The 22138-nt window shown below is 73.2% G+C and carries 29 protein-coding genes and 1 riboswitch; of the genes, 12 read left to right on the top strand and 17 right to left on the bottom strand.

All coding sequences use genetic code 11. The annotated features are described in order from the left end of the window. Positions 1-21 precede the first annotated feature (21 nt). Both F1C12_RS14210 and F1C12_RS14205 read right to left on the bottom strand, forming a co-directional pair. Positions 22-261 carry a hypothetical protein gene (locus tag F1C12_RS14210; protein ID WP_185275586.1) on the bottom strand — a complete coding sequence of 80 codons (240 nt, stop codon included), beginning with the start codon at positions 259-261 and terminating at the stop codon, positions 22-24. Between the two features lie 63 nt (positions 262-324). Continuing rightward, positions 325-780 (bottom strand): Lrp/AsnC family transcriptional regulator, encoded by a 456-nt coding sequence (locus F1C12_RS14205; protein ID WP_185275585.1) that lies wholly within the window; start codon positions 778-780, stop codon positions 325-327. Between the two features lie 82 nt (positions 781-862). On the opposite strand from F1C12_RS14205, the gene F1C12_RS14200 reads away from it, so the two are divergent. Beyond that, positions 863-1483, top strand: a complete 621-nt coding sequence (locus F1C12_RS14200; RefSeq protein ID WP_185275584.1) for a LysE family translocator — start codon at positions 863-865, stop codon at positions 1481-1483. Positions 1484-1496: 13 nt separating this feature from the next. Here F1C12_RS14200 and F1C12_RS14195 read toward each other — a convergent pair whose 3' ends face one another. The 5 genes from F1C12_RS14195 to F1C12_RS14175 form a co-directional block, all read right to left on the bottom strand. Continuing rightward, the gene (locus F1C12_RS14195) at positions 1497-2168 is read right to left on the bottom strand and encodes an NUDIX domain-containing protein (RefSeq protein ID WP_185275583.1); all 672 of its coding nucleotides are present in this window, start codon (positions 2166-2168) and stop codon (positions 1497-1499) included. Beyond that, on the bottom strand, positions 2165-2524 hold the full coding sequence (locus F1C12_RS14190; protein WP_185275582.1) for a YciI family protein: 360 nt from the start codon (positions 2522-2524) through the stop codon (positions 2165-2167). Before F1C12_RS14190 ends, F1C12_RS14195 begins: the two co-directional genes overlap by 4 nt. 61 nt (positions 2525-2585) lie before the next feature. Beyond that, positions 2586-3566 (bottom strand): YihY/virulence factor BrkB family protein, encoded by a 981-nt coding sequence (locus F1C12_RS14185; RefSeq protein WP_258045910.1) that lies wholly within the window; start codon positions 3564-3566, stop codon positions 2586-2588. Beyond that, entirely contained in the window at positions 3556-3759 is a 204-nt protein-coding gene (locus tag F1C12_RS22605; protein WP_219732752.1) for a hypothetical protein, read from the bottom strand. Before F1C12_RS22605 ends, F1C12_RS14185 begins: the two co-directional genes overlap by 11 nt. After that, positions 3756-4187 carry a phage holin family protein gene (locus F1C12_RS14175; protein WP_185275581.1) on the bottom strand — a complete coding sequence of 144 codons (432 nt, stop codon included), beginning with the start codon at positions 4185-4187 and terminating at the stop codon, positions 3756-3758. Before F1C12_RS14175 ends, F1C12_RS22605 begins: the two co-directional genes overlap by 4 nt. 147 nt (positions 4188-4334) lie before the next feature. Between F1C12_RS14175 and F1C12_RS14170 the strand changes: the two genes are divergently transcribed. The 3 genes from F1C12_RS14170 to crcB all read left to right on the top strand — a co-directional run bounded on the left by F1C12_RS14170 (position 4335) and on the right by crcB (position 5835). Next, complete coding sequence (locus tag F1C12_RS14170; RefSeq protein ID WP_258045909.1) at positions 4335-4889, top strand: universal stress protein; 555 nt, start codon at positions 4335-4337, stop codon at positions 4887-4889. Further along, positions 4890-4964, top strand: a riboswitch (Fluoride riboswitch). Between the two features lie 20 nt (positions 4965-4984). Next, positions 4985-5461, top strand: coding sequence for a fluoride efflux transporter FluC (locus F1C12_RS14165; protein ID WP_185275579.1), 477 nt, complete (start codon positions 4985-4987; stop codon positions 5459-5461). After that, the gene (gene crcB, locus F1C12_RS14160; RefSeq protein ID WP_185275578.1) at positions 5458-5835 is read left to right on the top strand and encodes a fluoride efflux transporter CrcB; all 378 of its coding nucleotides are present in this window, start codon (positions 5458-5460) and stop codon (positions 5833-5835) included. The genes F1C12_RS14165 and crcB overlap by 4 nt, the downstream gene beginning before the upstream one ends. Before the next feature lie 18 nt (positions 5836-5853). Here the strand turns inward: crcB and F1C12_RS14155 are convergent, their stop codons facing one another. Beyond that, positions 5854-6207 carry a nuclear transport factor 2 family protein gene (locus F1C12_RS14155; RefSeq protein WP_185275577.1) on the bottom strand — a complete coding sequence of 118 codons (354 nt, stop codon included), beginning with the start codon at positions 6205-6207 and terminating at the stop codon, positions 5854-5856. Positions 6208-6274: 67 nt separating this feature from the next. On the opposite strand from F1C12_RS14155, the gene F1C12_RS14150 reads away from it, so the two are divergent. Then, the gene (locus tag F1C12_RS14150; protein WP_185275576.1) at positions 6275-6775 is read left to right on the top strand and encodes a hypothetical protein; all 501 of its coding nucleotides are present in this window, start codon (positions 6275-6277) and stop codon (positions 6773-6775) included. 35 nt (positions 6776-6810) lie between these two features. Here F1C12_RS14150 and F1C12_RS14145 read toward each other — a convergent pair whose 3' ends face one another. Further along, positions 6811-7263 (bottom strand): MarR family winged helix-turn-helix transcriptional regulator, encoded by a 453-nt coding sequence (locus tag F1C12_RS14145; protein ID WP_185275575.1) that lies wholly within the window; start codon positions 7261-7263, stop codon positions 6811-6813. Positions 7264-7399: 136 nt separating this feature from the next. Between F1C12_RS14145 and F1C12_RS14140 the strand changes: the two genes are divergently transcribed. Further along, on the top strand, positions 7400-8617 hold the full coding sequence (locus tag F1C12_RS14140; RefSeq protein WP_185275574.1) for an MFS transporter: 1218 nt from the start codon (positions 7400-7402) through the stop codon (positions 8615-8617). Positions 8618-8621: 4 nt separating this feature from the next. Beyond that, positions 8622-9674 carry a hypothetical protein gene (locus F1C12_RS14135; RefSeq protein WP_185275573.1) on the top strand — a complete coding sequence of 351 codons (1053 nt, stop codon included), beginning with the start codon at positions 8622-8624 and terminating at the stop codon, positions 9672-9674. Between the two features lie 73 nt (positions 9675-9747). Here the strand turns inward: F1C12_RS14135 and F1C12_RS22730 are convergent, their stop codons facing one another. Next, positions 9748-10191 (bottom strand): hypothetical protein, encoded by a 444-nt coding sequence (locus F1C12_RS22730; RefSeq protein ID WP_258045908.1) that lies wholly within the window; start codon positions 10189-10191, stop codon positions 9748-9750. A gap of 880 nt (positions 10192-11071) precedes the next feature. Here F1C12_RS22730 and F1C12_RS22725 point away from each other — a divergent pair. Continuing rightward, complete coding sequence (locus tag F1C12_RS22725) at positions 11072-11980, top strand: hypothetical protein (RefSeq protein ID WP_258045907.1); 909 nt, start codon at positions 11072-11074, stop codon at positions 11978-11980. A 519-nt stretch (positions 11981-12499) separates the two neighbouring features. On the opposite strand, the gene F1C12_RS14125 is transcribed toward F1C12_RS22725, so the two are convergent. From F1C12_RS14125 to F1C12_RS14095, 7 genes are all read right to left on the bottom strand, one after another. Then, on the bottom strand, positions 12500-12844 hold the full coding sequence (locus tag F1C12_RS14125) for a ParB family protein (RefSeq protein WP_258045906.1): 345 nt from the start codon (positions 12842-12844) through the stop codon (positions 12500-12502). A gap of 141 nt (positions 12845-12985) precedes the next feature. Next, positions 12986-14029, bottom strand: a complete 1044-nt coding sequence (locus F1C12_RS14120; protein WP_185278972.1) for an NAD(P)/FAD-dependent oxidoreductase — start codon at positions 14027-14029, stop codon at positions 12986-12988. Continuing rightward, positions 14026-14577: an isoprenylcysteine carboxyl methyltransferase family protein gene (locus F1C12_RS14115; RefSeq protein WP_185275571.1), complete on the bottom strand. Its 552-nt coding sequence runs from the start codon at positions 14575-14577 to the stop codon at positions 14026-14028. Before F1C12_RS14115 ends, F1C12_RS14120 begins: the two co-directional genes overlap by 4 nt. After that, complete coding sequence (locus F1C12_RS14110) at positions 14574-15674, bottom strand: type III polyketide synthase (RefSeq protein WP_185275570.1); 1101 nt, start codon at positions 15672-15674, stop codon at positions 14574-14576. Before F1C12_RS14110 ends, F1C12_RS14115 begins: the two co-directional genes overlap by 4 nt. Before the next feature lie 73 nt (positions 15675-15747). Beyond that, positions 15748-16152: a RidA family protein gene (locus F1C12_RS14105; RefSeq protein WP_185275569.1), complete on the bottom strand. Its 405-nt coding sequence runs from the start codon at positions 16150-16152 to the stop codon at positions 15748-15750. After that, a complete protein-coding gene (locus tag F1C12_RS14100) occupies positions 16149-16949 on the bottom strand; it encodes an IclR family transcriptional regulator (RefSeq protein WP_185275568.1) in 801 nt (266 codons plus the stop codon). Before F1C12_RS14100 ends, F1C12_RS14105 begins: the two co-directional genes overlap by 4 nt. Beyond that, complete coding sequence (locus F1C12_RS14095; protein ID WP_185275567.1) at positions 16946-17977, bottom strand: sugar kinase; 1032 nt, start codon at positions 17975-17977, stop codon at positions 16946-16948. Before F1C12_RS14095 ends, F1C12_RS14100 begins: the two co-directional genes overlap by 4 nt. A 108-nt stretch (positions 17978-18085) precedes the next feature. On the opposite strand from F1C12_RS14095, the gene F1C12_RS14090 reads away from it, so the two are divergent. Genes F1C12_RS14090 through F1C12_RS14075 form a run of 4 tightly spaced genes read left to right on the top strand, consistent with a single transcriptional unit; the run spans position 18086 to position 22138 of the window. Further along, a complete protein-coding gene (locus F1C12_RS14090; RefSeq protein WP_258045905.1) occupies positions 18086-19348 on the top strand; it encodes an alanine racemase in 1263 nt (420 codons plus the stop codon). An 11-nt stretch (positions 19349-19359) separates the two neighbouring features. Continuing rightward, entirely contained in the window at positions 19360-19980 is a 621-nt protein-coding gene (locus F1C12_RS14085) for a bifunctional 4-hydroxy-2-oxoglutarate aldolase/2-dehydro-3-deoxy-phosphogluconate aldolase (RefSeq protein ID WP_185275566.1), read from the top strand. Continuing rightward, entirely contained in the window at positions 19977-21578 is a 1602-nt protein-coding gene (locus tag F1C12_RS14080; protein WP_185275565.1) for an N-acyl-D-amino-acid deacylase family protein, read from the top strand. The genes F1C12_RS14085 and F1C12_RS14080 overlap by 4 nt, the downstream gene beginning before the upstream one ends. Next, complete coding sequence (locus tag F1C12_RS14075) at positions 21563-22138, top strand: RBBP9/YdeN family alpha/beta hydrolase (RefSeq protein WP_185275564.1); 576 nt, start codon at positions 21563-21565, stop codon at positions 22136-22138. The genes F1C12_RS14080 and F1C12_RS14075 overlap by 16 nt, the downstream gene beginning before the upstream one ends.

Raw genomic sequence — 22138 nt, 5'->3', positions numbered from 1 at the left:
AGGTGGATCGCCTGCGGGTCGTCAGCGGAACGGGACGGTCGGGGCGCCGACATCGCCCGTCACCAGGACCTCGCAATCGAGCAGTCTGGACAACACCAACTCGAGGGATCGCTCGTCTCCCATCGCGATCTCGCTCGCGGGCGGGACGATGAAGACCCGATCCTGGTCGGACTCGACGGGAAGCGTCCGCAGCTCGCCCGAATAGCCGGCCAGATCGAATGCCGCACGGACGGCCTCGATCTGATCTTCGCTGAAGGACATGCGTTCCCCTTTTGGTGCTGAAGGATCGTCCGACGATCGCGTTGGACCACAGTACAGCGGTCCTCACCCCAACGGCACAGCCGTCCCCGACCCCAGCCGCTTCATCACCAGCGTCGACGTCATCCGCTGGATGCCGGGCAGGCCGCCCAGCTCCCCGTCGTACAGCTCCTGGTACGCCGCCAGGTTGGGCGTGAGGATGCGCAGCATGTAGTCCGGGTCGCCGAAGAGGCGTTCGGCCTCGATCACGTTCGGGATGGCGACGACCGCCTCCTCGAACGCACCGACCGTGTCCGGGTCGGTGCGGCTGACCGTCACGAACACGATGGCCTCGAACGTCAGCCCGACAGCGGTCGGCGACACGACGGCGCGGTAGTGCTCGATGACGCCGGACTGCTCCAGTTCGCGCACCCGCCGGTGGCACGCGGAGAGGCTGAGGCCGACGCGGGAGGCCAGCTCCGTCACGCTGATGCGGCCGTCCTGCTGAAGCGTCGAGAGAATCTCCCGGTCGAGGCTGTCCATACGCACTATTCTCCACTGCTTACGGCGATTCCGCCGCAGATTGCGAAGCACCTTTCGCGATCTTTCGCGTAGCTTCTCCGACATGAATCCCGCACTGGTCGCGCAGTTCTGGGCGATCGCCGTCCTGCTGACGCTGACGCCCGGCGCCGACTGGGCGTACATCATGGGCGCCGGGGTGCGGGCCAAGTCCGCCGCACCGTCGATCCTCGGGATGCTGACGGCCTACGCGCTGGTGATCGCGGCCGTCGCCCTCGGCGTCGGGACGCTCGTAACGCAGTTCCCTGTCGTCCTCACTGTGCTCACCGTCGGCGGCGGCGCCTACCTGATCTGGCTCGGGATCACGGCCCTGGTGAAGCGCGCCGAGCCGGTCGGCCCGCACGGGGAGCCGATCGCCGGGAGCGCGGCCTCCCAGTTCCTCCGCGGCGCAGGAGTCTCCGGGATCAACCCGAAGGGCCTCCTGCTGCTGCTCGCGCTCCTGCCGCAGTTCACCTCCCCGACCGGGATGCCGGCGGCGGCCCAGATGCTGGTGCTCGGCGCGATCCACCTCGCGGACATCGCGGTGATCTACACGGGCGTCGCCCTGCTCGCCCGGCGGCTGCTGCGCTCCCGGCCGCGGGCGCTCGTGATCGTGGGCAGGCTGTCGGGGGCGATGATGGTGCTCATCGGGGTGAGCCTGCTGGTGGAGCGGTTCCTGCAGCACTGAGGGGCGACCCGCCTCAGAACAGATTCAACCCCGCCCACTGCAGCAGGATGACCGTCTTCCCGTCCACGATCCGCCCGTCCGCGACCATCGCCAGCGCCTCGTCATACCCCACGACCACCGGCTCGATCTCTTCGCCCTCCTCCGCGACGCCGCCCCCGCCGGAGATCTCGCCCGGGCGGTACTCGGCCGCGTAGAAGTGCACCCGCTCCGTCACCGAGCCCGGGCTCATGAACAGGTCGAACAGGTGCGCCAACGCGCCCACCCGCACGCCCAGCTCCTCGGCGGCCTCCCGGCGGATCGCCTCCTCCGGGGCGTCGCCGTCGAGCAGGCCGGCCGCGGCCTCCACCAGCATCCCGTCGGGGTGGCCGTTGACGTATGCCGGGAAGCGGAACTGGCGGGTCAGCAGCAGTGTGCGAGCCACGGGGTCGTACAGCAGCACGGTCGCGCCGTTGCCGCGGTCGTACGTCTCGCGCGCCTGCCTCACCCACGAGCCGTCGCGCCCGCGGTAGTCGAATGTGGTCCGGCGCAGGACGTGCCAGCCGTCGGATACGACCTCCACATCGGTGACGCGCACCGACGGGTTGCCGGAGAGTGCGCGCCCGGCGTGATGCAGGCCGGTCCGGCCCCTGCTGTCCGGGAGGTCGTGCCCGGGTCGTGCGTCGTCCGTGGATCCCTCACCGCTCATGGCAGGAGGGTATCGGACCTCTCTCCCGTCCGAATGTACGACCCTACGATCTCCCGGACCTCCACGCCGCCGCCCTGCCAGGTGGCCGGGTTGCGGCGGGCGATCGCGAGGGCGGCCTCCCGGTCCGCGGCCTCCACGATGCCGATGCCCGCGATGATCTCCTTGGACTCCGTGTACGGACCGTCGGTGACGCCGTCGCCGCGGACGGAGGTCGCCTCCGTGAACGGGGCGAGCGCGAACGCGGCCGTCAGCGAGCCGTCGCCGATCAGGTCCTCGGAGTGGCGGTCGTGCTCGGCGAGCTCCTCAGGGGTCCCGGGGACGCCGTCGCCGTAGATGAAGATGGCGAACTGGGCCATGGTGGTTCCTCTCTGTCGTCACCAGGACGTCGAATCGGGACGCGCCGATTCGACACGGCGGTCAGCGCAGTTTGCGCCGCATCTCACGCACCACGAGGATGTCGCCGGCGTCCGCGTCCTGCGCCTTCACGATGGCCTTGTCCGACTTGAGCGGGAGGTCGTAGCCCTTCTCGACCTCGACGCCGGCCAGGATGAGCCGGGCCCGGGCGATCTCCGCGTCGAGCACCGCGCCGAGCAGGAGCACGACGTTGGCGATCCAGATCCACAGCAGGAAGACGATGATCCCGGCCAGCGTGCCGTACGTCTTGTCATAGTGCCCGAAGTTCGCGACGTAGAACGCGAACAGTGCGGAGGCGACGCCGAGCAGGACGATCGCGACGACCGCTCCCGGGGTCAGCCAGCGGAACCGTGGTTGCTTCACGTTCGGCGTCGCCGAGTAGAGCAGCGCGACCAGCAGCACCAGCGCGAACACCACCACCGGCCAGCGCAGGATCGACCACGCCGTCTTCGCAGCGTCCCCGACGCCGATCGCGTCGCCGAGGGCCTGCAGGATGGGCCCGGAGACGACCAGCAGGATCGCGACGATCGAGATGAGCACGAGCGACGCGAGTGTCACCCCGAGCTGGACCGGACGCAGCGCGAAAGCAGACCGGCCCTCCCGCACGCCATACACCCGGTTGAGCGCGCGCCCGAAGCCGCCGACGTACCCGGAGGCCGACCAGACCGCGCCGACGATGCCGATCACGAGCGCGACGCCCGTGGCGGGGGACTTCGCCAGCGCCTCGATCGGCGCCTCCACAACCGTCAGCATCCCGGGCGCGAGCTGGTCGAGCATCCCGAACAGCGCGTTGATGCCGGCCTTGCTCTGACCCACCAGGCCGAGCACGCTGACGAGCGCGATCATCGCCGGGAACAGGGACAGCACGCCGAAGTAGGTGAGCCCGGCCGCGAGGTCGGTGCAGGACGCCTGGCCGAAACTGCGCAGCGTGCGCTTGAGCATGTAGCCCCACGGCAGGCGGCGCCGGGAGGCCTCAGCGGCCACGCGCGATCCCTCGCGCCACGAGCGCGGCAGCACCGGCGAGCACCGTCAGGAACACCGCCGCGGCGGCGACCGGGTGCGACCGGATCTGCACCCGCACGTTGAAGGTGGCGAAGATGTCGTCGAGCGTCGTGGCGAGCTCGTCGCGCGTCTCCTCCAACTCCAGCTTCAGCGTGTTCATCCCCTTGCCGCTCACGGCTGTTCCCCCTTCAGCGCCTGGACGTCGGCCTTCAGCTCCGGCCCGAGGTCCTCCGGGACGGGCGGCATCCCGCGCTTCAGCATGGCCCGGCCGATGAGGGCGACGATGATCGCCAGGACGATCAGGATGCCGGCGACGATGAGCGCCGCCAGCCAGCCGGGGACGATCAGCGCGAACGCGAACACGGCGGCCGCGACGAGCACGCCGAGCGCGAAGAACACGAAGACCAGGGCGCCGACCAGCAGCCCGACGCCGACCCCCGCCGCCTTCGCTTTGGCCGTCATCTCGGCCTTGAACAGGGCCAGCTCGGCGCTGAGCAGCCGCTTGAGCTGGGCTGTCGCGTCGCGCGTCAGCACCGGCAGCGGCCGCAGTCCGCGGGTGGTCCGGCGGCGCTCGCGGGGGAGCGCGGCCTTGTTCTCGGTCATTGCGTGGCCTCCCTGGGTTCGCGTCCGAACGTACCCCACGGTACGGTGCGCGCCAAGGGAGGGCGGCTGCGCATGGCCTGCGAAAGCGCGGCCCACCGGAGCGTGGCCCATCGCATCCCGGCGCACCGGATGGTGCACACTAGTCGCATGAGCGGCATCGGCGGCACTGGGGCGGGCGGCGGCGAATCGGCCGGCATCAAGCCGGGGGGAGTGCTCGTCGCGGTCGTCCCCGGCCAGCCGACCGCGGTGCTCGACCAGGCGGCGCGGCTCGCCGACGACCTCGACGTCCCGCTGGTCTGCGCCAATGTCGACCCCAACCGGTACCTGGTCTCCAGCTACGTGGACGGCACCGTGGTCGCTCTGCCGTACGACCCCGACCTCCCCGAAGTCGAGGAGGAGACCTTCGACGCCGAGCTGGAGTCCGACATCCGTGCGACGCTGAACGGCCGCGGCGTCCCGTACACGCTGAAGCAGCTGGCGGGAGACCCGGCCTGGGCGCTCGCCCGGCTCGCGGACGAGATGGACGCGCGCTACATCGTCGTGGGCACGCGGGAAGCAGGGCTGCGCGGCAGCATCCGCGAGTTCTTCAACGGCTCGGTCGCGGTGCACCTGGCACACCGGCAGCACCGGCCCGTGATCGTGGTGCCGCTGGCGCCGGTCAGCGGGTCGCAGGCGCTGCCCTGGGAGGACCCGCCGGTATAGTGGTCCAGCGGCGATGGATCTCGCCGGGGCCGGACGGCCCGAACCGCGACGGTCGCTGATAGTTCCTGCGCTTCATTCCGAAGGGTGGATGCCGCGTGTCCGCGAGAACTCCGTTGCCTGTGCACCTGCACTGGCGCTCCGTCCTGCTCGTCTTCGCCGGCGGCGCGATCGGCACCACGGTGCGATACCTGCTGTCGGCGGCCGTGCCGACCGTGGCCGGCGTGCCGCTCATCACACTGGTCATCAACGTCACGGGCGCATTCGTGCTCGGCTGGCTGTTGGAGGCGCTGGCCCTGCGCGGTCCGGACGCCGGACGCCGCCGCGACCTGCGGCTGTTCGCCGGGACCGGCATCCTCGGCGGGTACACGACGTACAGTTCGTTCGCGGTGGACACGGACGGGTTGTTCGCTGCGCAGAACCTCGGCGGCGGGATCGGGTACGCGGTGGCGACGATCCTGATCGGCGCGCTGGCGTCGGTCGCGGGGATCGCGGCCGCGGCTGCGCTGGGGAGGCGGCGGGCCCGGCGCGGGGGCTCCGCGCTCGGCGACGACGCTCCGGGGGTCGGCCGGTGACGCCGCTGCTGGTGCTCGCCGTCGCGGTCGCGGGCGGACTCGGGGCCGTGGCACGGCTGGTCCTCGACGGGATGCTGCGCAGCGTCTTCCGGATCAACTACCCCTTCGGCACGACCGTCATCAACGTGACGGGGTCCTTCCTGCTCGGACTCGTCACCGGGCTGGCGCTCGCGCACGGCCTCCCGCCCGAGTGGAGGGCGATCCTCGGCACCGGGTTCCTCGGCGGCTACACGACGTTCAGCACGGCGAGCTACGAGACGGTGCGGCTGGCGCAGCAGCGGCGGTATCGCGCGGCGCTGTTCAACGGGGCCGGGATGCTGGTGCTGGCGCTCGCCGCGGCCGGGCTGGGGCTGTGGCTGGGCGGGGCGGTCTGACCGTCGACGTCCGGCGGATCAGGCCTCCTGCTCCATCCACCACTCGGTGAACTCCTCGGCGCGGCCGTCGCCGGCGAGCACTACGACCCACAGGTTCGAGTAGGTCGGGCCGTCGTGGTAGTCGGTGACGCCCTCCACGAAGTACTGGGACCCGTCCTGGCCGAGCAGCCTCCACTCGAAGTCGACAGAGCCCGGGTCGTCCTGCGCGTCGAGCCAGCCCTCCACGATCTCGAGGTGCCCGTCCCACGGCTCGGCGAACGGCTCGGTGCGGTAGCTCGCGTCCTCGGTGAAGAGCGCCCGGATGTCGTCGGGGTCGTTGCTCTCCCACGCGCGGCGATAGCGGTCGATCCAGGTCGTGATCGCGTCGGCCATGTCCCCCGTTATACGCCCTGGCCGTGCGCGCCCGCCAGACTTGACAGCGCGCCGCTACGCTGTGCGCATGGTGGGGATCTTCCGCGAGTGGTCGGAGTTCAACGTCGCGGTCGCGGGGGCCGGCGCGGCGCTGGGCGGCCTCCTGATCGTCGCGTTGTCGGTGAACATCCGCCAGATCGCGGAGTCCCGCGGGCTCGCGGCGCGGGCCGGGGCGTCCATCGCGACGCTCATCCTCGGCGTCGCACTCAGCTGCGCGGCGCTCATCCCGGGCCAGGCGCCGTGGGGGTTCGGGGTGCAGGTCGTCGTCGGGACGCTGATCTGCGGGTTCGTCGCGGTGCGGTCGTCCATCGCGATCCGGCGGGACTCTGCGACGACCGGATACGGGCGCTACGACGTGGAGAGGATCGCGCTGTTCACGGTGCCGCTGGCCCTCGACCTGGCCGGGGGCGTGCTGCTGCTCGGCGGGGTCGCGGAGGTGGGGCTGGTGCTCGTGGCGGTCGCGACGATCCTGGCGATCGTGACCACCGTCGTGTTCTCGTGGGTGGCGCTGGTGGAGGTGCTGCGGTAGGTCGGGGCGCGCTGGGCCAACCCCGGCCGCTCCGTTCAGCTCCGTGCGAGCGCGAGCTGCGGCAGCGCGTCGAGCAGGGGGGCGAGCTCGGGGATGCGGTGCGCCTCCTGGAGCGCGGCCTCCAGCGCCTCGTCGTGCACCGGCCGCGCGCTGTCGAGCAGTTGGTGGCCGCCGGAGGTGAGCTCGGTGTAGATTCCGCGGCGGTCGTCCAGGCAGTCGATGCGCGTCAGGAGGCCGCGCTCCTCGAGCCGGTTGACCAGCCGGGTGGTCGCGGACGGGCTCAGCGCGCTCGCGCGGGCGAGCTGCTGCATGCGCATGTGCCAGCCGTCCTGGCGGCTGAGCGCGTCGAGGACGGTGTACTCGACGACGGAGAGTCCGGCCGCGCGGGAGAGCGCCTTCTCCAGTTCGTTCTCGATGAAGTTGTGCAGCGCGGCGAGGGTGCGCCAGCCCTGCGCGCGCACCTCGACGGCGTCGTCGGCGATGCCCATGTGCGGTCTCCTCGGTGTGTGTATCCGGTCGTGCGCTTGCGCGAAGTAATTGCATGTGCAACTATTTATGACGCGTCTGCAAGTACTTAGTGTAGGCGATCATCCCTCCCGTCCCCGACTTTCCCAGGAGTTCTCCATGCCTGCTGGCCTGATCGCCCTCGCTCTGGGCGGCTTCGGCATCGGCCTCACCGAGTTCGTGATCGCCGGCCTGCTGCCCGAGGTGGCAGCGGACTTCCACGTCGACGCCGCAGCCGCCGGCTGGCTCATCTCCGGCTACGCCCTCGCGGTCGCGGTCGGGGCGATCGGCCTCACCGCCGCGGTCACCCGCCTCCCACGCAAGACAGTGCTGCTGGGCTTGATGGTGCTGTTCATCCTCGGCAACGCGATGTCCGCCGTGGCGACGTCCTACCCGACGATGCTCGCCGGACGCCTCGTCGCAGCGCTCTGCCACGGCGCGTTCTTCGGCATCGGCTCGGTCGTCGCCGCGAGCATGGTCGACCCGAGCCGGAAGGCACGGGCGATCGCGATCATGTTCACCGGCCTGACGGCCGCCAACGTGCTCGGCGTGCCGTTCGGGACGCTGCTCGGCCAGCAGTTCGGCTGGCGGTCGACGTTCTGGGCGATCACGGTCGTGGGAGTGCTGGCGCTCGTCGGGGTGGCGGTGCTGGTGCCGGGGGAGGGTTCGTCCGCGGTTGGCGGGGCCGGCCTCCGCACCGAGCTCCACGCGTTCCGTTCCGGACAGCTCTGGCTGTCGCTGGCCGCGACCGTCCTCGGATTCGGCGGGATGTTCGGCGCCTTCACCTACATCGCCTACACGCTGACCGGCCTCTCGGGTTTCCCCGCGGCCGCGGTGCCGTGGCTGCTGATCCTCTTCGGCCTCGGCCTGTTCGCCGGCAACGCGGTCGGCGGCAGGTTCGCCGACCGGTCCATCGACGGGACGCTGCTGGTCGTGCTGGCGGTCCTCGCCGCGATCCTCGGCGCGTTCGCGCTGCTCGCTGCCCAGCCGGTGGCCGCGGTCGTCGCGCTCGTGCTGATGGGGGCGTTCGGGTTCGCGACGGTCCCCGGCCTCCAGCTCCGCGTCCTCCGCTCGGCCGACGATGCGCCGACGCTGGCGTCCGGAGCGAACATCGCCGCGTTCAACGTCGGCAACGCCCTCGGCGCCTGGCTGGGCGGCCTCACGATCGCGGCCGGGCTGGGCTACGCGTCCCCGCTGTGGGTGGGAGCCGCGATGACCGTCGCGGCCCTCGTGGTCATCGCGCTGGCGGCCGGAGGCCGAGCCGGCCTCTTCCGCTCGGGTAGACAGGCGAGTACAGTCTCTGGTGTCTCGAACGGAATACCGACGATCAGGGGGTGATCGTGTGGTGGATGTGCCCGAGCGGCGCACCTCGCTCACTCCCACGCGGCTTCTGATCGGGTCGTTCCTCCTCGGCGGCGGCATCGTCGCGCTGGGCCTGCTGTTCGGCGGGGGCTCCGCGAACGCTGCCGAGCCCCCGAACACCGACCCGCTCGGCGCCGTGGTCGCGACCGTGGATTCGGTCGCCGGCGGGGTGGGGCAGACGACGGGTTCGGCGGTCGCGGCGGTGACGCCCGCGGCTCCGGCGCCTGTGCGGAGCGTGGCGGTGCACGTCGTCCAGCCGGTGGCGCAGGTCGTGCAGCACGTGGCGGTGGCCGCGCCCGTGGAGGCTGTGGTGACGCCGGTCGCGCAGACTGCGGATCGGGTACTGGCGGCTCCCGCCGCGCCCGCGCAGGCCCCGGCTTCTCAAGCGCCCGGCGGCCAGGCCTCCAGCGGCAACGCCTCCAGCGTCGAAGCGACTGACCCGCAGACCTCATCCACGCACTTCTCGCTCGCCCGCACCCTTTCGGCGCCGCTCACGCTGGTGACCACGGTGCTCGCGAGTCATCCCGTCAGCACGCTGACCACGCCGATCGCCAGCGCCGCCGATCGCGTGCTCGCCAGCGTCGCGGGAACGGTGGCGGACACGGTCCAACCTCTGGGCGGTCCTCCTGCGCCTTCTCCCGTCGGTGAGCCATCAACGGCTGCAGGCGTCGGCGTCCAACCGGCCGCCGCCGTCGCCACGTCGACGGCCCCGCTCGTGGGCACGTCGAAGACAGCCTCCGCCGCGCACGCGCCGAACGCGGTGCCCGCCGCCGCACCGACGACCGGCGCGGCGCCCGGCGCGCTGGGCGGGACTCCGCGCGGCGGGTCCGGCCTGCCGACTCCTGGTTCGCCCTCCGGCGTGCTCGGGACGAGTCCTGGCGGCGCCTCTGCCGGCGGTTATGGCTCGGGTGTCGCGGCGCTCGGCGGTGGCGCGGCCGCGCTGGCGACCTCCCTGAGCGTCCGGGCCGGCCTCCCGGCGGACGACGACCTCCCGACGTCACCCCTCTTCGACCACGACATCAGCCCCGACTGAGTGGATCCCTTCCGCCCTGCGCTCCCGCGCAGCGCGGAACCGGATCGCGAACTCCCGACCGGGAGTCCGAAACTCACTCGAAAGGCTGAACGATGAACAAGTACGTCTCCAGAGGGTTGTGGTTCACCCTCTGCGTCGGTGGGCTCTGGCTCGCCGGCACCGCGGCCGCGAACGCCGCGGAATCACCGACAACAAGCGGAACAGGCGGCGTCGCCTCAGGCGACCAGGCCGCGATCGGCGTCACGGCGCCGATCACCGTCACGGGTAACGGGATCGCCGTCCTCGGCGACTCGTCGACGTCGGGCACATCGGCCGCGCCGGCCGCGGCGGCGCCGACGCCGTCGGTCACGACAAGCGGGCTGGGATCGTCGGTCGCCGGCGGGGACCAGGCCCTCGTCAGCGTCGCCGTGCCGGTCACGGTCGCGGGCAACGCGGCGAGTGTGGCGGGCGACGCGGCCGGCGGCGGGACGTCGCCGGCGGCAGCGCCGGCTTCGTCCGCACCGGCCTCGGGATCCACGACGTCGGGGTCGGACGGGGTGCTGTCCGGTGCTCAGGTGCCGGTGGACGCGGCTGTTCCGGTGACCGCGACCGGCAACTCGGTCGCAGTGCTGGGCGATGCCAGTAGCGGTGGCGCGACTTCGGCGTCTCCGGCTCCTGCGTCTGCTCCTGCCAGCTCGGGTCTGGTGTCCTCGGGTTCGGATGGCGTGTTGTCCGGTGCGCAGGCGCCGGTGGACGCGTCGGTCCCGGTGACTGCGACCGGCAACTCGGTCGCAGTGCTCGGCGATGCCGGTAGCACAGCGGCTTCGGGCGGTTCCACGTCGTCGGCTCCCGCGTCTGCTCCTGCCACGTCGGGTCTGCTGACTTCGGGTTCGGATGGCGTGCTGTCCGGGGCGCAGGTGCCGGTGGGCGCGTCCGTTCCGGTGGCGGCGACCGGTAACTCGGTTGCGGTGCTGGGTGACGCCAGCAGCGCTGGTGCGTCTTCGGCCGCCCCCGCGTCTTCGGCTCCCGCCGCCTCGGGTGTGACGACCTCGGGTACGGATGGCATCCTGTCCGGAGCTCAGGCCCCGGTCGGCGCTGCCGCTCCGGTGACCGCGACCGGTAACTCGGTTGCCGTGCTGGGTGACGCGGCCAGTGGTGGATCGTCGTCGTCTGCGCCTGCAGCCGCCACTCCGGCACCCTCGGGTCTGACGACCTCGGGCGCGGACGGTGTGGGTTCTGGTGCCCAGGTGCCCGTGTCGGCGGCTGTCCCGGTGACGGCGACCGGTAACTCGGTAGCGGTGCTGGGTGACGCGGCCGGTAGCGGATCGTCCTCGTCTGCGGCTGCAGCCTCCACTCCGGCACCCTCGGGTCTGACGACCTCCGGCGCGGACGGTGTGGGCTCCGGTGCACAGGTCCCTGTGTCCGCGGCTGTCCCGGTGACCGCGACCGGCAACTCGGTTGCGGTGCTGGGTGACGCGAGCTCCAGCGGCCCGGTCGGCGTCTCCGCGCCGAGTGCCGCCGCAGCGCCGGGAGCCACCGCTTCCGGTGCGGGCGGCGTCCTCTCGGGCGCGCAGGCTCCGGTGGATGCGGCGCTCCCGGTGACCGTCGGCGGAAACGCGGTCGGCGTGCTGGGTGACGCGAGCACGGCTGGGACGTCCTCGGGTGCCCCGGTGACCTCCACTCCGGCGACTTCGGGTCTGGTGACCTCGGGCGCCGGCGGTGTGGTGTCCGGTGCTCAGGTGCCGGTGGCGGCGTCCGTTCCAGTGTCGGTCAGCGATGACTCGGTCGCCGTCCTCGGTGACGCGAGCGCAACCGGGGCGGGCACCGTTCCCACCACGTCGGGCGCGAGCGCGACGACGCCGGTCACGACCGGCGCCGGCGCTCTCCTCGGTGGGGCGCAGGCGCCGATCAGCGTCTCGCTCCCGGTCGCGGTCGGCGGTGACGCGGTCGCCGTCGGCGGTGTCGCGACGGCCGGCCCGGTGACGACGCCGGTCGGATCCACCGGGACGGGTACGGACACCTCCGGTTCGGTGACGACGCCGGTCGGATCGACGGGAGCGGGCACGGACACGGCCGACGTCGGTTCCGGCTCGCTCGGCGGGACGGCCACGGTCGCCACGGACCCGGCCTCGATGGCTCCCAGCTCGCTGGGCGCTTCGGCGCTCGGCTCGGCGGCGCTCGGCTCGTCCGCATCGGGCGCTTCCGTCCTGGCCTCGACCGGCTCGGACGCGCTGACCCTCGGGTCGATCGCGGCGCTGCTGGCGATGCTCGGGATCGTCGCGCTCTTCGGAGCGATGAACCGGGAGCGCCGCCACCACACGCGGTGACGGACGCTCACCGACTGAACTGACACGACGGGACTGGGCCGGTCCGATTGCCGGCCCAGCCCGTCCCCAGACCGGTGCGCCGTCACGCGGCGCACCCCGCAAGCCGGTCCCAGGTCGACGGACCTCCCCAACCGGCCCCGCATGCGCGGGGCCGGGTCCCGCCGACCTGGGGCCACCTTCGCGCGGGGTGCGGTGGGGTTCCCATCTTCACCCGGTGATTCCCCACATTCACCCGGTGATCACTCACCCTCGGCGGGTGCCGGACGGGCCTCACGCGCCCGGCACCCGAACCGCCCCTCCCCGGACCCGGCAGGCCCCCGCCCGCCGGGTCCGGCATCCGACAGCCTCCGCTCACCGGAGACCGACACGGCCGGCCCCCGCCGCCGCGTGTGTCTCCGGCGGCTCCTGGTCCGCCGGATTCTCGCTCGACGGTCCGCCATCCGCCGTGACTCTGGGACGACGGTGCGCGCCGGCGTCTCGTGTGCATGACCCGCCGCGATCCGCCGGCCGGCATCGCCCTCAGAAACCGATCGGCCGCCCCGGGGTCAGCGGAGCCTCGCTCGCCGCGAACATCTCGCCACGGTTGTACTCCGCCTCCCGTCGCTCGACCTCCGCGATCAGCGCCTTGTTCAGCATCTCGGACCAGCTGCTGTCCTTCTCCTCGAAGGACGTCGAGCGGTAGGCGGCCCGGGCGCGGTTGCGGAGGGTCTCGGACAGATAGAAGGTGACCGTCGTCCGCCGGGCCGCGGTCCGGGTGCCGGCGACGGCGGTCAGTTGCGCTTCAGCCTCATCGGGGCTCTCCTCCGCGCGTGCTGGCTCGGTCGGAGCGTCCGTGGATGCCGGGGAGAGGTCTTGAAGAGTCACGAACGCACCTCGCAAAATACCGCATGTGTCATCTACCGGCAACATACTACGTGATGATGGGAAGTGAAGCCAGCGAATGACCTGGGCGGCGAAGGAAGGCCACGCCACAGGCCGAGCAGGCAGCGCGCACGCCGCCCTCCGTCACCGCGAGAGGCGCTCCACGATCGCGCCGAAGAGTTGCGGCCGCGCCGTCGCGGTCGGCACGATCCGGGGACGGAACCGCGACCGGGCGGCGACGACCAGGCCCGTCGTCAGCATCCGGAAGTCCCGCGTCGTCGCGCGCCAGGCACGCTCGTACTGTTCCGTGTCGCCCGCCCGCACAGCGGCGACAGCCGCGCGCGCCTGTGCGAAACCCACCCGCATCCCCTCTCCGGTGAGGGCGTCCACGTACCCGGAGGCGTCCCCGGCGAGGAGGACGCGGCCCGAGGCACGGGAGCGCGAGCGCTGCAGGAGGGGGCCGGCGCCGCGCGCGTCCGTCACCGCCTCCGCGCCCGCCAGGCGCTCGGCGAGCTCCGGGATCGTGGCGATCGCGGCCTCCTGGTCGAGCGGCCGCGGGCCGAGGACGGCCACCCCGACGGTGCCGTCGTCGACGGGTGTCACGTAGGCCTCCACCATCGCGGACCAGTGGACTTCGACCAGATCCGTCCACGGTGCGATCGCGTAGTGGCGGCGGAGCCCGTATCGGCGGCGGACGGGGTGCTGCGCGCGCCCGTCCAGGCCGAGCAGCCGCCGGACGGGGGAGTGGAGGCCGTCGGCGGCGATCACCCAGGGAGAGTCGATCGTGTCCCCGGCGGCGAGGCGCAGCTCCACACCGTCCCTGCGCTGCGTCAGGCCGTCGACGCGTCCGCGGATGACGGGCGTGTTCAGCTCGGCGGCGCGGCGGGCCAGTTCGCGGTGGAGCACCGTGCGGCGGACGCCCCGCCCCGGGCGCTCGGTGAAGCGGTGCTCGACGCGGCGGGAGCCGTCCAGGTAGGCGATCCCGGCGAGGTTGTGGCCGGGAGGGTCGACGCCGATGCGGTGGAGGGCCGCGAGGGCGCCCGGCATCAGCCCCTCGCCGCAGGCCTTGTCGATCGGATCGTCGCGCGGCTCGACCACCACGACCTCCATGCCGGCGAGCCGCGCCTCGATCGCGCACGCCAGCCCGATCGGGCCGCCGCCGACCACGACGAGCCCGGCCGTCGTCATGCGGGGGCGGAGGAGGTGGACGACGCCGAGGACGCGGCGGCGGTGGAGGCGAGCGCCCGGTTCTCGCACGGGAGCCGGAAGCCCAGCAGCAGCACCGCGTTCAGCACCGTGAACGCGAGCGCGGTGATCCACGCGGTGTGCACGAGCGGGAGGGCGAACCCCTCCACGACGACGGCGACGTAGTTCGGGTGGCGCAGCCAGCGGTAGGGGCCGCGATCCACGAGCGGCAGGCCCGGCACGACGATGACGCGCGTGTTCCAGCGCGGGCCGAGCGTCCCGATGCACCACCAGCGCAGCGCCTGGCTCGCCAGCACCAGGACCAGCATCGGCCAGCCGAGCCACGGCAGGAACGGCCGGCCGAGCAGCCAGACCTCGGCGAGGCAGGCGAGCAGGAGGCCGGTGTGGAGGGCGACCATCGGCGGGAAGTGCGCACGCCCGTACTCGACGCCGCCGCGGGCGAACGACCAGCGGGCGTTGCGGGTGGAGACGACGAGCTCGGCGATCCGCTCGGCGCCGGTGGCGAGGATGAGGACCGTGTACCAGATCACGCGGCGGCCCCGGCGACGCTCGCGCCCTCCGCCCCCGCGGCCCAGCGCAGTAGCACGAGCTCGCTCGTCACCCCGGGCCCGAGCGCGAACAGCAGGCCGACGGTCCCCGCCGGGTGCGCGTCCAGCTGCTCGGCCAGCACGTGCAGGACGGCCGCCGACGACAGGTTGCCGACGCGTGCCAGCGACCTCCAGCTCGCCTCGAGGGCGTCCGGGGGCAGGTCGAGCGACCGGGCGAAGGCCTCCAGGACCTTCGGGCCGCCGGGGTGCGCCGCCCACGCGCTCACGTCCGACACCTCCAGGCCGTGCTCGGCGAGCAGGCCCCGCGCGTCGCCGGCGAAGTTGCGGTCGATGACCTCGGGGACGCCGGCGCTCAGGACGATGCGGAAGCCGGTCCCGCCGATGTCCCAGCCGATCACATCCTCCGTGTCGGGGTAGATGCGGCTGCGGGTGTCGACGACCTCCGGACCCGGGAGGCCCAGCTCGCGGGCCCGGTCGTCGCCGGCCATCACGACCGCCGCCGCGCCGTCGCCGAACAGTCCGCTCGCGACGATGTTCGCCATCGAGTCATCCCGCGCCTGCACGGTCAGCGAGCACAGCTCGACCGACAGCAGCACCGCGATCTCGCCGGGATGGCCGGCCAGGTAGTCGTGGACGCGCGCGATCCCAGCGGCGCCGGCGACGCAGCCGAGCCCGAAGCTCGGCAGCCGCTTGACGTCGGGCCGCATCCCGAGCCGCTGCACGAGCTGGGCGTCGATGGAGGGCGCGGCGATCCCGGTGACGGAGGTGAAGAGGAGGTAGTCGACATCGGTGGCGCGCAGCCCGGCTGTCGCGAGCGCCTGGGTCACGGCGCGCTCGGCGAGCGTGGTGCCCTCGGCGATGAAGAAATCGTTGGACTCCCGGAACGACGCGAGCGAGCTGTACCGCTCGAGCGGCATCACGAGGCTGCGGGTCTCGACCCCGCTGGATGCGTGGATGCGCCGCATGACGGCCTGGCGCTGCGGGTCGCTGGTGATCATCGCGAGGAGCGCGGCCGTGATCTCGCCCTGGCTGTAACTGCGGGCGGGCAGCACGGGCGCCACGGCGACGATACGGCTCACATGCGAAACGTACCACCGGGGTGGTTCCGGCGGTGCGGGTCGCGGTGAACTGTCAGAAGGGGTCGGCGGTCCGTCAGCCGACCACCGCGAACGCGTCGATCTCCACCAGCATCTCCGCGCGCGGCAACCCCGTGAACACCGTAGTGCGGGCCGGCAGCACGCCGGAGGGGACCCGCGTCGACAGGAACTCCCCGTACGCCTCGTTCATGGCCGCGAAGTCGTCGCGCGTCGTGAGGTAGACGCGCAGCATCATCACGTCGTCGAAGCCGGCGCCCGCCGCCGCGAGGATGGCCTCAACGTTGCGGAGGGTGCGCTCGGTCTGGGCCTTCACGTCGCCGGGGTGGAGGTATTCGTTCGTTCCCGGATCGACCGGGCCCTGGCCGGAGACCTGGACGAACGGGCCGCGCCGGACGCCTTGGGAGAAGGTGTGGGCGGGGGCCGGGGCGTCCGGGGTGGTGACGGCGATGCGGTCGGTCATGGGGTCTCCTTGAGTGGGGGAACAGTGGAAACGGGAACGGGCGCGGACGGACGGGCCGTTCGGGCGCCGAGTTCCGCCGAGATGCGGGCGGTCGCGTCCAGCAGCGCAGGCAGCAGCGCGAGCACGCCGTCGTGCGGCAGCACCACGTTCGGTACGGAGATGGACACCGCCGCCGCCACCCGTCCGTCCGGGCCGTGGACGGGCGCGCCGACGCAGTTCATGAACGTCTCGTGCTCCTCGTGGTCCTCGGCCCAGCCGCGCTCGGAGCTGACCGCGACGTCGGCGAGCAGAGCGGCGGCGGTGGTGTGGGTCCGCGAGGTGAAGGGGTGCAGGTCGAGGCCGGCGGCGACGCGTTCGCGCTCGGACGGCTCCAGGCCGCCCAGCAGGACCTTGCCGACGGCCGTCGCGTGGATGGCCGCGGGGAGGCCGATCCGGCTGTACATCCGCAGCCCCTGGCGGGACTCGACCTTGTCGATGTAGGTGACGACGCCGTCCTGGTAGGTCGCCAGGTGGACGGTCTGGCCGGTATCGGCGGCCAGCGCACGCAGGATGGGGGCCGCGGCGGCACGCACGTCGACGGCGTCGAGCGCGTCCGATGCCAGCGCGAACACGGCGGGGCCGACCCGGTACCTGTGCTCCGTGTCGTGGGCGGCGAACCCGCGCGACTCCAGGGTCTGCAGCAGGCGGAGGACGGTCGACTTGTGCACGCCCAGCTCGGCGGACAGGGCGTCCAGCGTGCGGACGCCGCGCGACAGGAGGTCCAGGAGGTCGAGGGCGCGGGCGACGGACTGGCTCATGGCGCCGCGTCCAGCCGCTGCTCGTGCCACGGGATGTCGCCCGGGTGCACCCGCCAGCGCTCCCAGACCTCGTCCGGCGCGTCCGCGATCGCGTCGCGCTCGCCGCGGGACGGCACCGTCAGCGGCCGGTCGCCGTGGCCGATCAGGGTGAGCGAGGCGAGCGCGTGGCCGAGGCGCAGGGCGGCGGTGTCGTCGCGGCCCTCCGCGAGTCCCGTGAGGAAGCCTGCGGCGAAGGCGTCCCCCGCGCCGACCGGTTCGACGACCTCCACCGTGAGGCACGGCACGTGGGTCTCGCCGCCGTCGCGCCGGTACGCGGAGGCCCGGCGCTCCTCGTCCTTGAGAACGAGCGTGCGCAGGCGCGGGAGGGCGGCGAACAGCCGGTCGGGATCCGCGTGGCCGAAGTGCGTCTCGGCCTCCTCGTGCCCGGCGAACAGCAGGTCGGCCTGGCCGACGAGGCTGTCGAGAGCGGCGCGGTCCCCGCCGCTCCAGAGCGCTGGGCGGAGGTTGAGGTCGACGCTGATGAGGGTGTCCGGGCCGACGAGGGAACGGAGGTTCGCGGCGAGCTCGGCAGTGGAGGCCGAGAGCGCGGGGGTGATGCCGGAGGTGTGGACGATGGCGGCTCCGCCGAGCAGCGCGGCGGTCGCGGTCGACCGGAGCTGCGCCAGATCGAGCGCCGACGCCGCCGACCAGCTGCGGTAGTAGTGCATCCGGGTCCGCACGCCGGTCGGGCCGGCCACGGGCTCCTTGACGTAGAGGCCGGTCGGGCGGGCCGGGTCCCGGTCGACGCCGGAGACGTCCACGCCGGCCTCGCGCGCGACCGCGAGGACGCGGTCGCCGAAACCGTCGACCCCGAGCCGGGACACCCACGCGGTCGGGAGGCCGAGCCGGGCGAGCGTGGTGGCGACGTTGAACTCCGCGCCGCCGACATCGGACCCGAAGCTGTGCGCCTCCGCGAGCGGGAGGTGGTGGTCGGGGTAGAGCACGACCATGGCCTCGCCGATGGTGACCAGGGGTGCGGGCGCCGCCATCCGTCCTCCCCGTTCGTCGTCGTGCGGTCGCGGCCTTTCGCGATCGACTGGGCTCATGCTAGACAAGAGTGCATCCGGAGTGCAACGAGCGTTGCGCATGGTGCAACGATGAGGGAGCGCATGGACCAGTACAAGGCCGTACCGCTCGGGTTCGACTCTGCCGAGGTCGCCGACCTCCCGCGCACGCGCCCGCTGCTGCGCGACTTCCCGACGCCGATCGTGACGCTGAGCGAGTCCGCCGTCGCGCACAACCTCGCGACGATGGCGAACTGGTGCGCGGAGGCCGGCGTCGAGCTGGCGCCGCACGGCAAAACGACGATGAGCCGCGAGCTCTGGCAGCGCCAGCTCGACGCGGGCGCCTGGGGCATCACCGTGGCGACGCCGTGGCAGGCGTCGGTCGCGCTCGGCTGGGACGTCCCGCGGGTCCTGCTGGCGAACGCGCTCGTGCAGCCGGCCGCGCTCCGTGCACTCGCGCCCGACCTCGGCCGGCTGACCGTGTGGGCGGACTCGCCGCGCGCGGTCGAGATCATGACGGAGGCGCTGACCGACGCCGAACCGTCCGCCCCGCTCGCCGTCCTGGTCGAGCTCGGCGGGGCCGGCGGACGCACGGGCGCCCGCGGGCAGGAGGCGGCGCTCGCCGTCGCCGCCGCGATCGCGGCCTCCCCGGTGCTGCGCCTCGCGGGGGTCGCGGGGTACGAGGGCGCGCTCGCGCACGACGCGTCGCCGGAGTCGCTCGCGCGCGTCCAGGGCTACCTCGAGGAGCTGCTGGCGCTGCACGACGCCATCGACGCGGCCGGCCTCTACCCGCCGGGCGGGCCGGTCATCCTGACCGCCGGCGGCAGCGCCTACTTCGACCAGGTCGCCGAGGTGCTCGCGCCGCGCCGCACGGCGGGTGGCGACGGGGGCCGCACGGTGGAGGTGCTGCTGCGCTCCGGCGCGTACATCACGCACGACGACGGCTTCTACCGCTCCATCACCCCGCTGCGCCGTGGGGGCGACGGCCGAGAGTTCCGCGCGGCCATCCACGGCTGGGCGACGGTGGTCTCCCGTCCCGAGCCCGGGCTGGTGCTCGTGGACGCGGGCAAGCGCGACCTCCCGTACGACGAAGGGCTGCCGATCCCGCAGGCGATCCGGCGGTTCGGGGAGTCCGTCGCCGTCCCGCTGGAGGACGCCGTCGTCACCGCGCTCAACGACCAGCACGCCTTCGTGCGCGTGCCGGAGGACGCGGCTGCGGCGGTCGGCGACGTCATCCGCTTCGGCCTCTCGCACCCGTGCACGACCTTCGACAAGTGGCGTGCGCTCGCCGTCGTGGACGACGCGCTCGCGGAGGAGCCCCGGGTGATCGGGCTGCTCGAGACGACGTTCGGATGACGAGGAGTCCCATGCTGATCGACACGCTCACCGCCGATCGCGCGCTCGCCGTGGTGCGCGCCCCGCGCATCGACGACCCCGGAGCGCTCTGCCGCGCGCTCGTCGCGGGCGGCATCCGGACGGTCGAGTTCACCTTCACCACTCCGAGCGTGGAGGCCGTGATCGCCGCAGCCGCCGCCGAGCCGCACGGCGCCCTGGTCGGAGCGGGCACCGTGACCGACGCCCGCACGGCCGAGGCCGCGATCGCGGCGGGTGCGCAGTTCCTGGTGACGCCCGGGTTGAGCGAAAGCGCCGCAGCCGTCGCCCGCGAGGCGGGGGTGCCGATCATGCTCGGCGCGCTCAGCCCGTCCGAGGTCATGCGGGCCGTCGAGCTCGGCTCGGCCGCGGTGAAGGTCTTCCCGGCCTCCGCCGTCGGGCCGGGATACCTGAAGGATCTGCGCGGCCCGTTCCCCGGCATCCCGTTCGTGCCGTCGGGCGGGCTGCACGCGGGCAATGCGGCCGAGTGGATGTCGGCCGGCGCCCTCGCGGTCACCGCCGGTTCGAGCGTGGTCGGCGCCGCGGACATCGAGGAGGCGGCGTGGGAGGCGGTGGCCGAGAAGGCGCGCGTGTTCACCGCGGCGGCGCACAGGTGAACCCGCTCCTCATCCGCGGCACCCTCGTCCTCGACGGCTCCGGCCGTCCCGGGACCGTCGGCGACGTCCTCCTCGCGGACGGCCGCATCGTGGAGCTCGGCGCCCACCTCGACGCGCCGGCGACCCGCGTCCTCGACGCCCACGGTCTCGCCGTGGCGCCCGGCTTCATCGACCTTCATGCGCACTCCGACCTGGCCGTCCTCCAGGACGACCGCAACCTCGCCGCCGTCACTCAGGGCGTCACGACGCAGGTCGTCGGTCAGGACGGCCTCTCGTATGCGCCGGCGGGCGAGCAGACGCTGGCGGTCCTCCGCGAGCAGCTCGCCGGCTGGAACGGCGTGCAGGGTCCCGGCGTCGGCTGGGCGGATGTCGCCGGCTACCTGGCGGAGGTCGACCGGCGCGGCAGCGCGGTGAACGTCGGGTATCTGGTCCCGCACGGCACGGTCCGCCTGAACGTCGTCGGCGCGGACGACCGGCCGGCGACCCCGGACGAGCTCACCGCCATGCGCGCGCAGGTCGAGCGCGGGATGCGCGACGGCGCGTTCGGGCTGTCGGCCGGGCTGACGTACGCGCCGGGGATGTTCGCGAGCACCGACGAGCTGGTCGCGCTCTGCGACGTCGTCGCCCGGCACGGCGGGTTCTTCGCGCCGCACCAGCGCTCGTACGGCGCCGGGGCGCTGGAGGGCTACGCCGAGATGATCGAGATCGCCCGCCGCGCCGGCTGCGCCCTCCACCTCACGCACGCCACCATGAACTTCGCCGTGAACCGCGGACGCGCCGGCGAGCTGGTCGCACTGATCGACGCAGCCCTGAACGACGGCATCGACATCACGCTCGACAGCTACCCGTACCTCCCGGGGTCGACCACGCTCTCCGCGCTCCTGCCGGGATGGGCGAACGCAGGAGGTCCGGACGCCACGCTCGGCCGCCTCCGCGACCCGGCGACCCGGGCGCGCATCGTCCATGAGCTCGACGTCTCCGGCTCCGACGGCGCGCACGGCGTCCCCGTCGACTGGAGCTCCGTGGAGGTCTCGGGAGTCCGCGATCCCCGGTTCGCGAACGCCGTCGGCCGCACGGTCGCCGAGCTGGCCGCCGCCGAAGGCCGCCCTCCCGCCGAGGTCGCCCTCGACCTCCTGGAGGCCGACCGGCTCGGCACCGGCATCCTCCAGCACGTCGGCGACGAGGAGAACGTCCGCACGATCATGCGGCACCCGCGGCACACCGGCGGCAGCGACGGCATCCTCGTCGGGGACAAGCCGCACCCGCGCGCGTGGGGCACGTTCCCGCGCTACCTCGGCCGCTACGTGCGGGAGGAGGGCGTCCTGACGCTGGAGGACGCGATCGTGCACCTCTCCGCGCGCCCGGCCGCGCGACTCGGTCTCACCGACCGCGGCCGGATCGCGCCGGGGATGGTGGCGGACCTGGTGCTCTTCGACCCGGACACCGTCTCCGACCGCGCGACCTTCGCCGAGCCGCGGCTGCAGGCAGCGGGCATCCCGTGGGTGCTCGTCGCGGGCGTCCCGGTCGTCGCGGAAGGACACCGGACGGAGGCCGTGCCCGGCCGGGCGCTACGCTCGGCCTCATGCGCGCCTTCCTGATCCTGCACGGCTGGGGCAACTTCCGGCCGGCCGGGCACTGGCAGTACGAGCTCGCCTCCGCCCTGCGCGACCGCGGTGAGCGGGTCGTCTACCCGCAGCTGCCGGACGCGGACGCGCCCGACCTGGAGGCCTGGCGGGCCGCCGCGGGAGCGGCTCTCGACGACGCGCGCGCGGACGACGCACGGGTGACCGTGATCGCCCACAGCCTCGGCGCCATGCTCTGGCTGGGCGCCCGGCCCGACGACACCGGTGCGGGCCGATCCGTCGACCGGGTCCTCCTCGTCGCGCCGCCGTCACCGTCGTACCTCCGCGAGAACCCCGAGGTCGCCGCCTTCGCCGCCCTCGAGCCGACCCGGCCGGCCGCCGAGACCCGCATCGTCGCTTCCGACGCCGACCCGTGCAATCCGGAGGGCTCGCGAGCCGTGTACGCCGACCCGCTCGGCCTCCCGCTCACGACGATCCCGGGCGGCGGGCACCTCACGCCCGCGTCCGGATACGGAACGTGGCCATCGGTTCTCGACTGGTGTCTCGAACCGACGGCCACGATCGCCCCGCGCTAG

Source organism: Leifsonia shinshuensis (assembly GCF_014217625.1).
Lineage (GTDB): Bacteria > Actinomycetota > Actinomycetes > Actinomycetales > Microbacteriaceae > Leifsonia > Leifsonia shinshuensis_A.
Note: the sequence above shows the minus strand (reverse complement) of the source record. Positions and strands in the feature narration are given on the sequence as shown.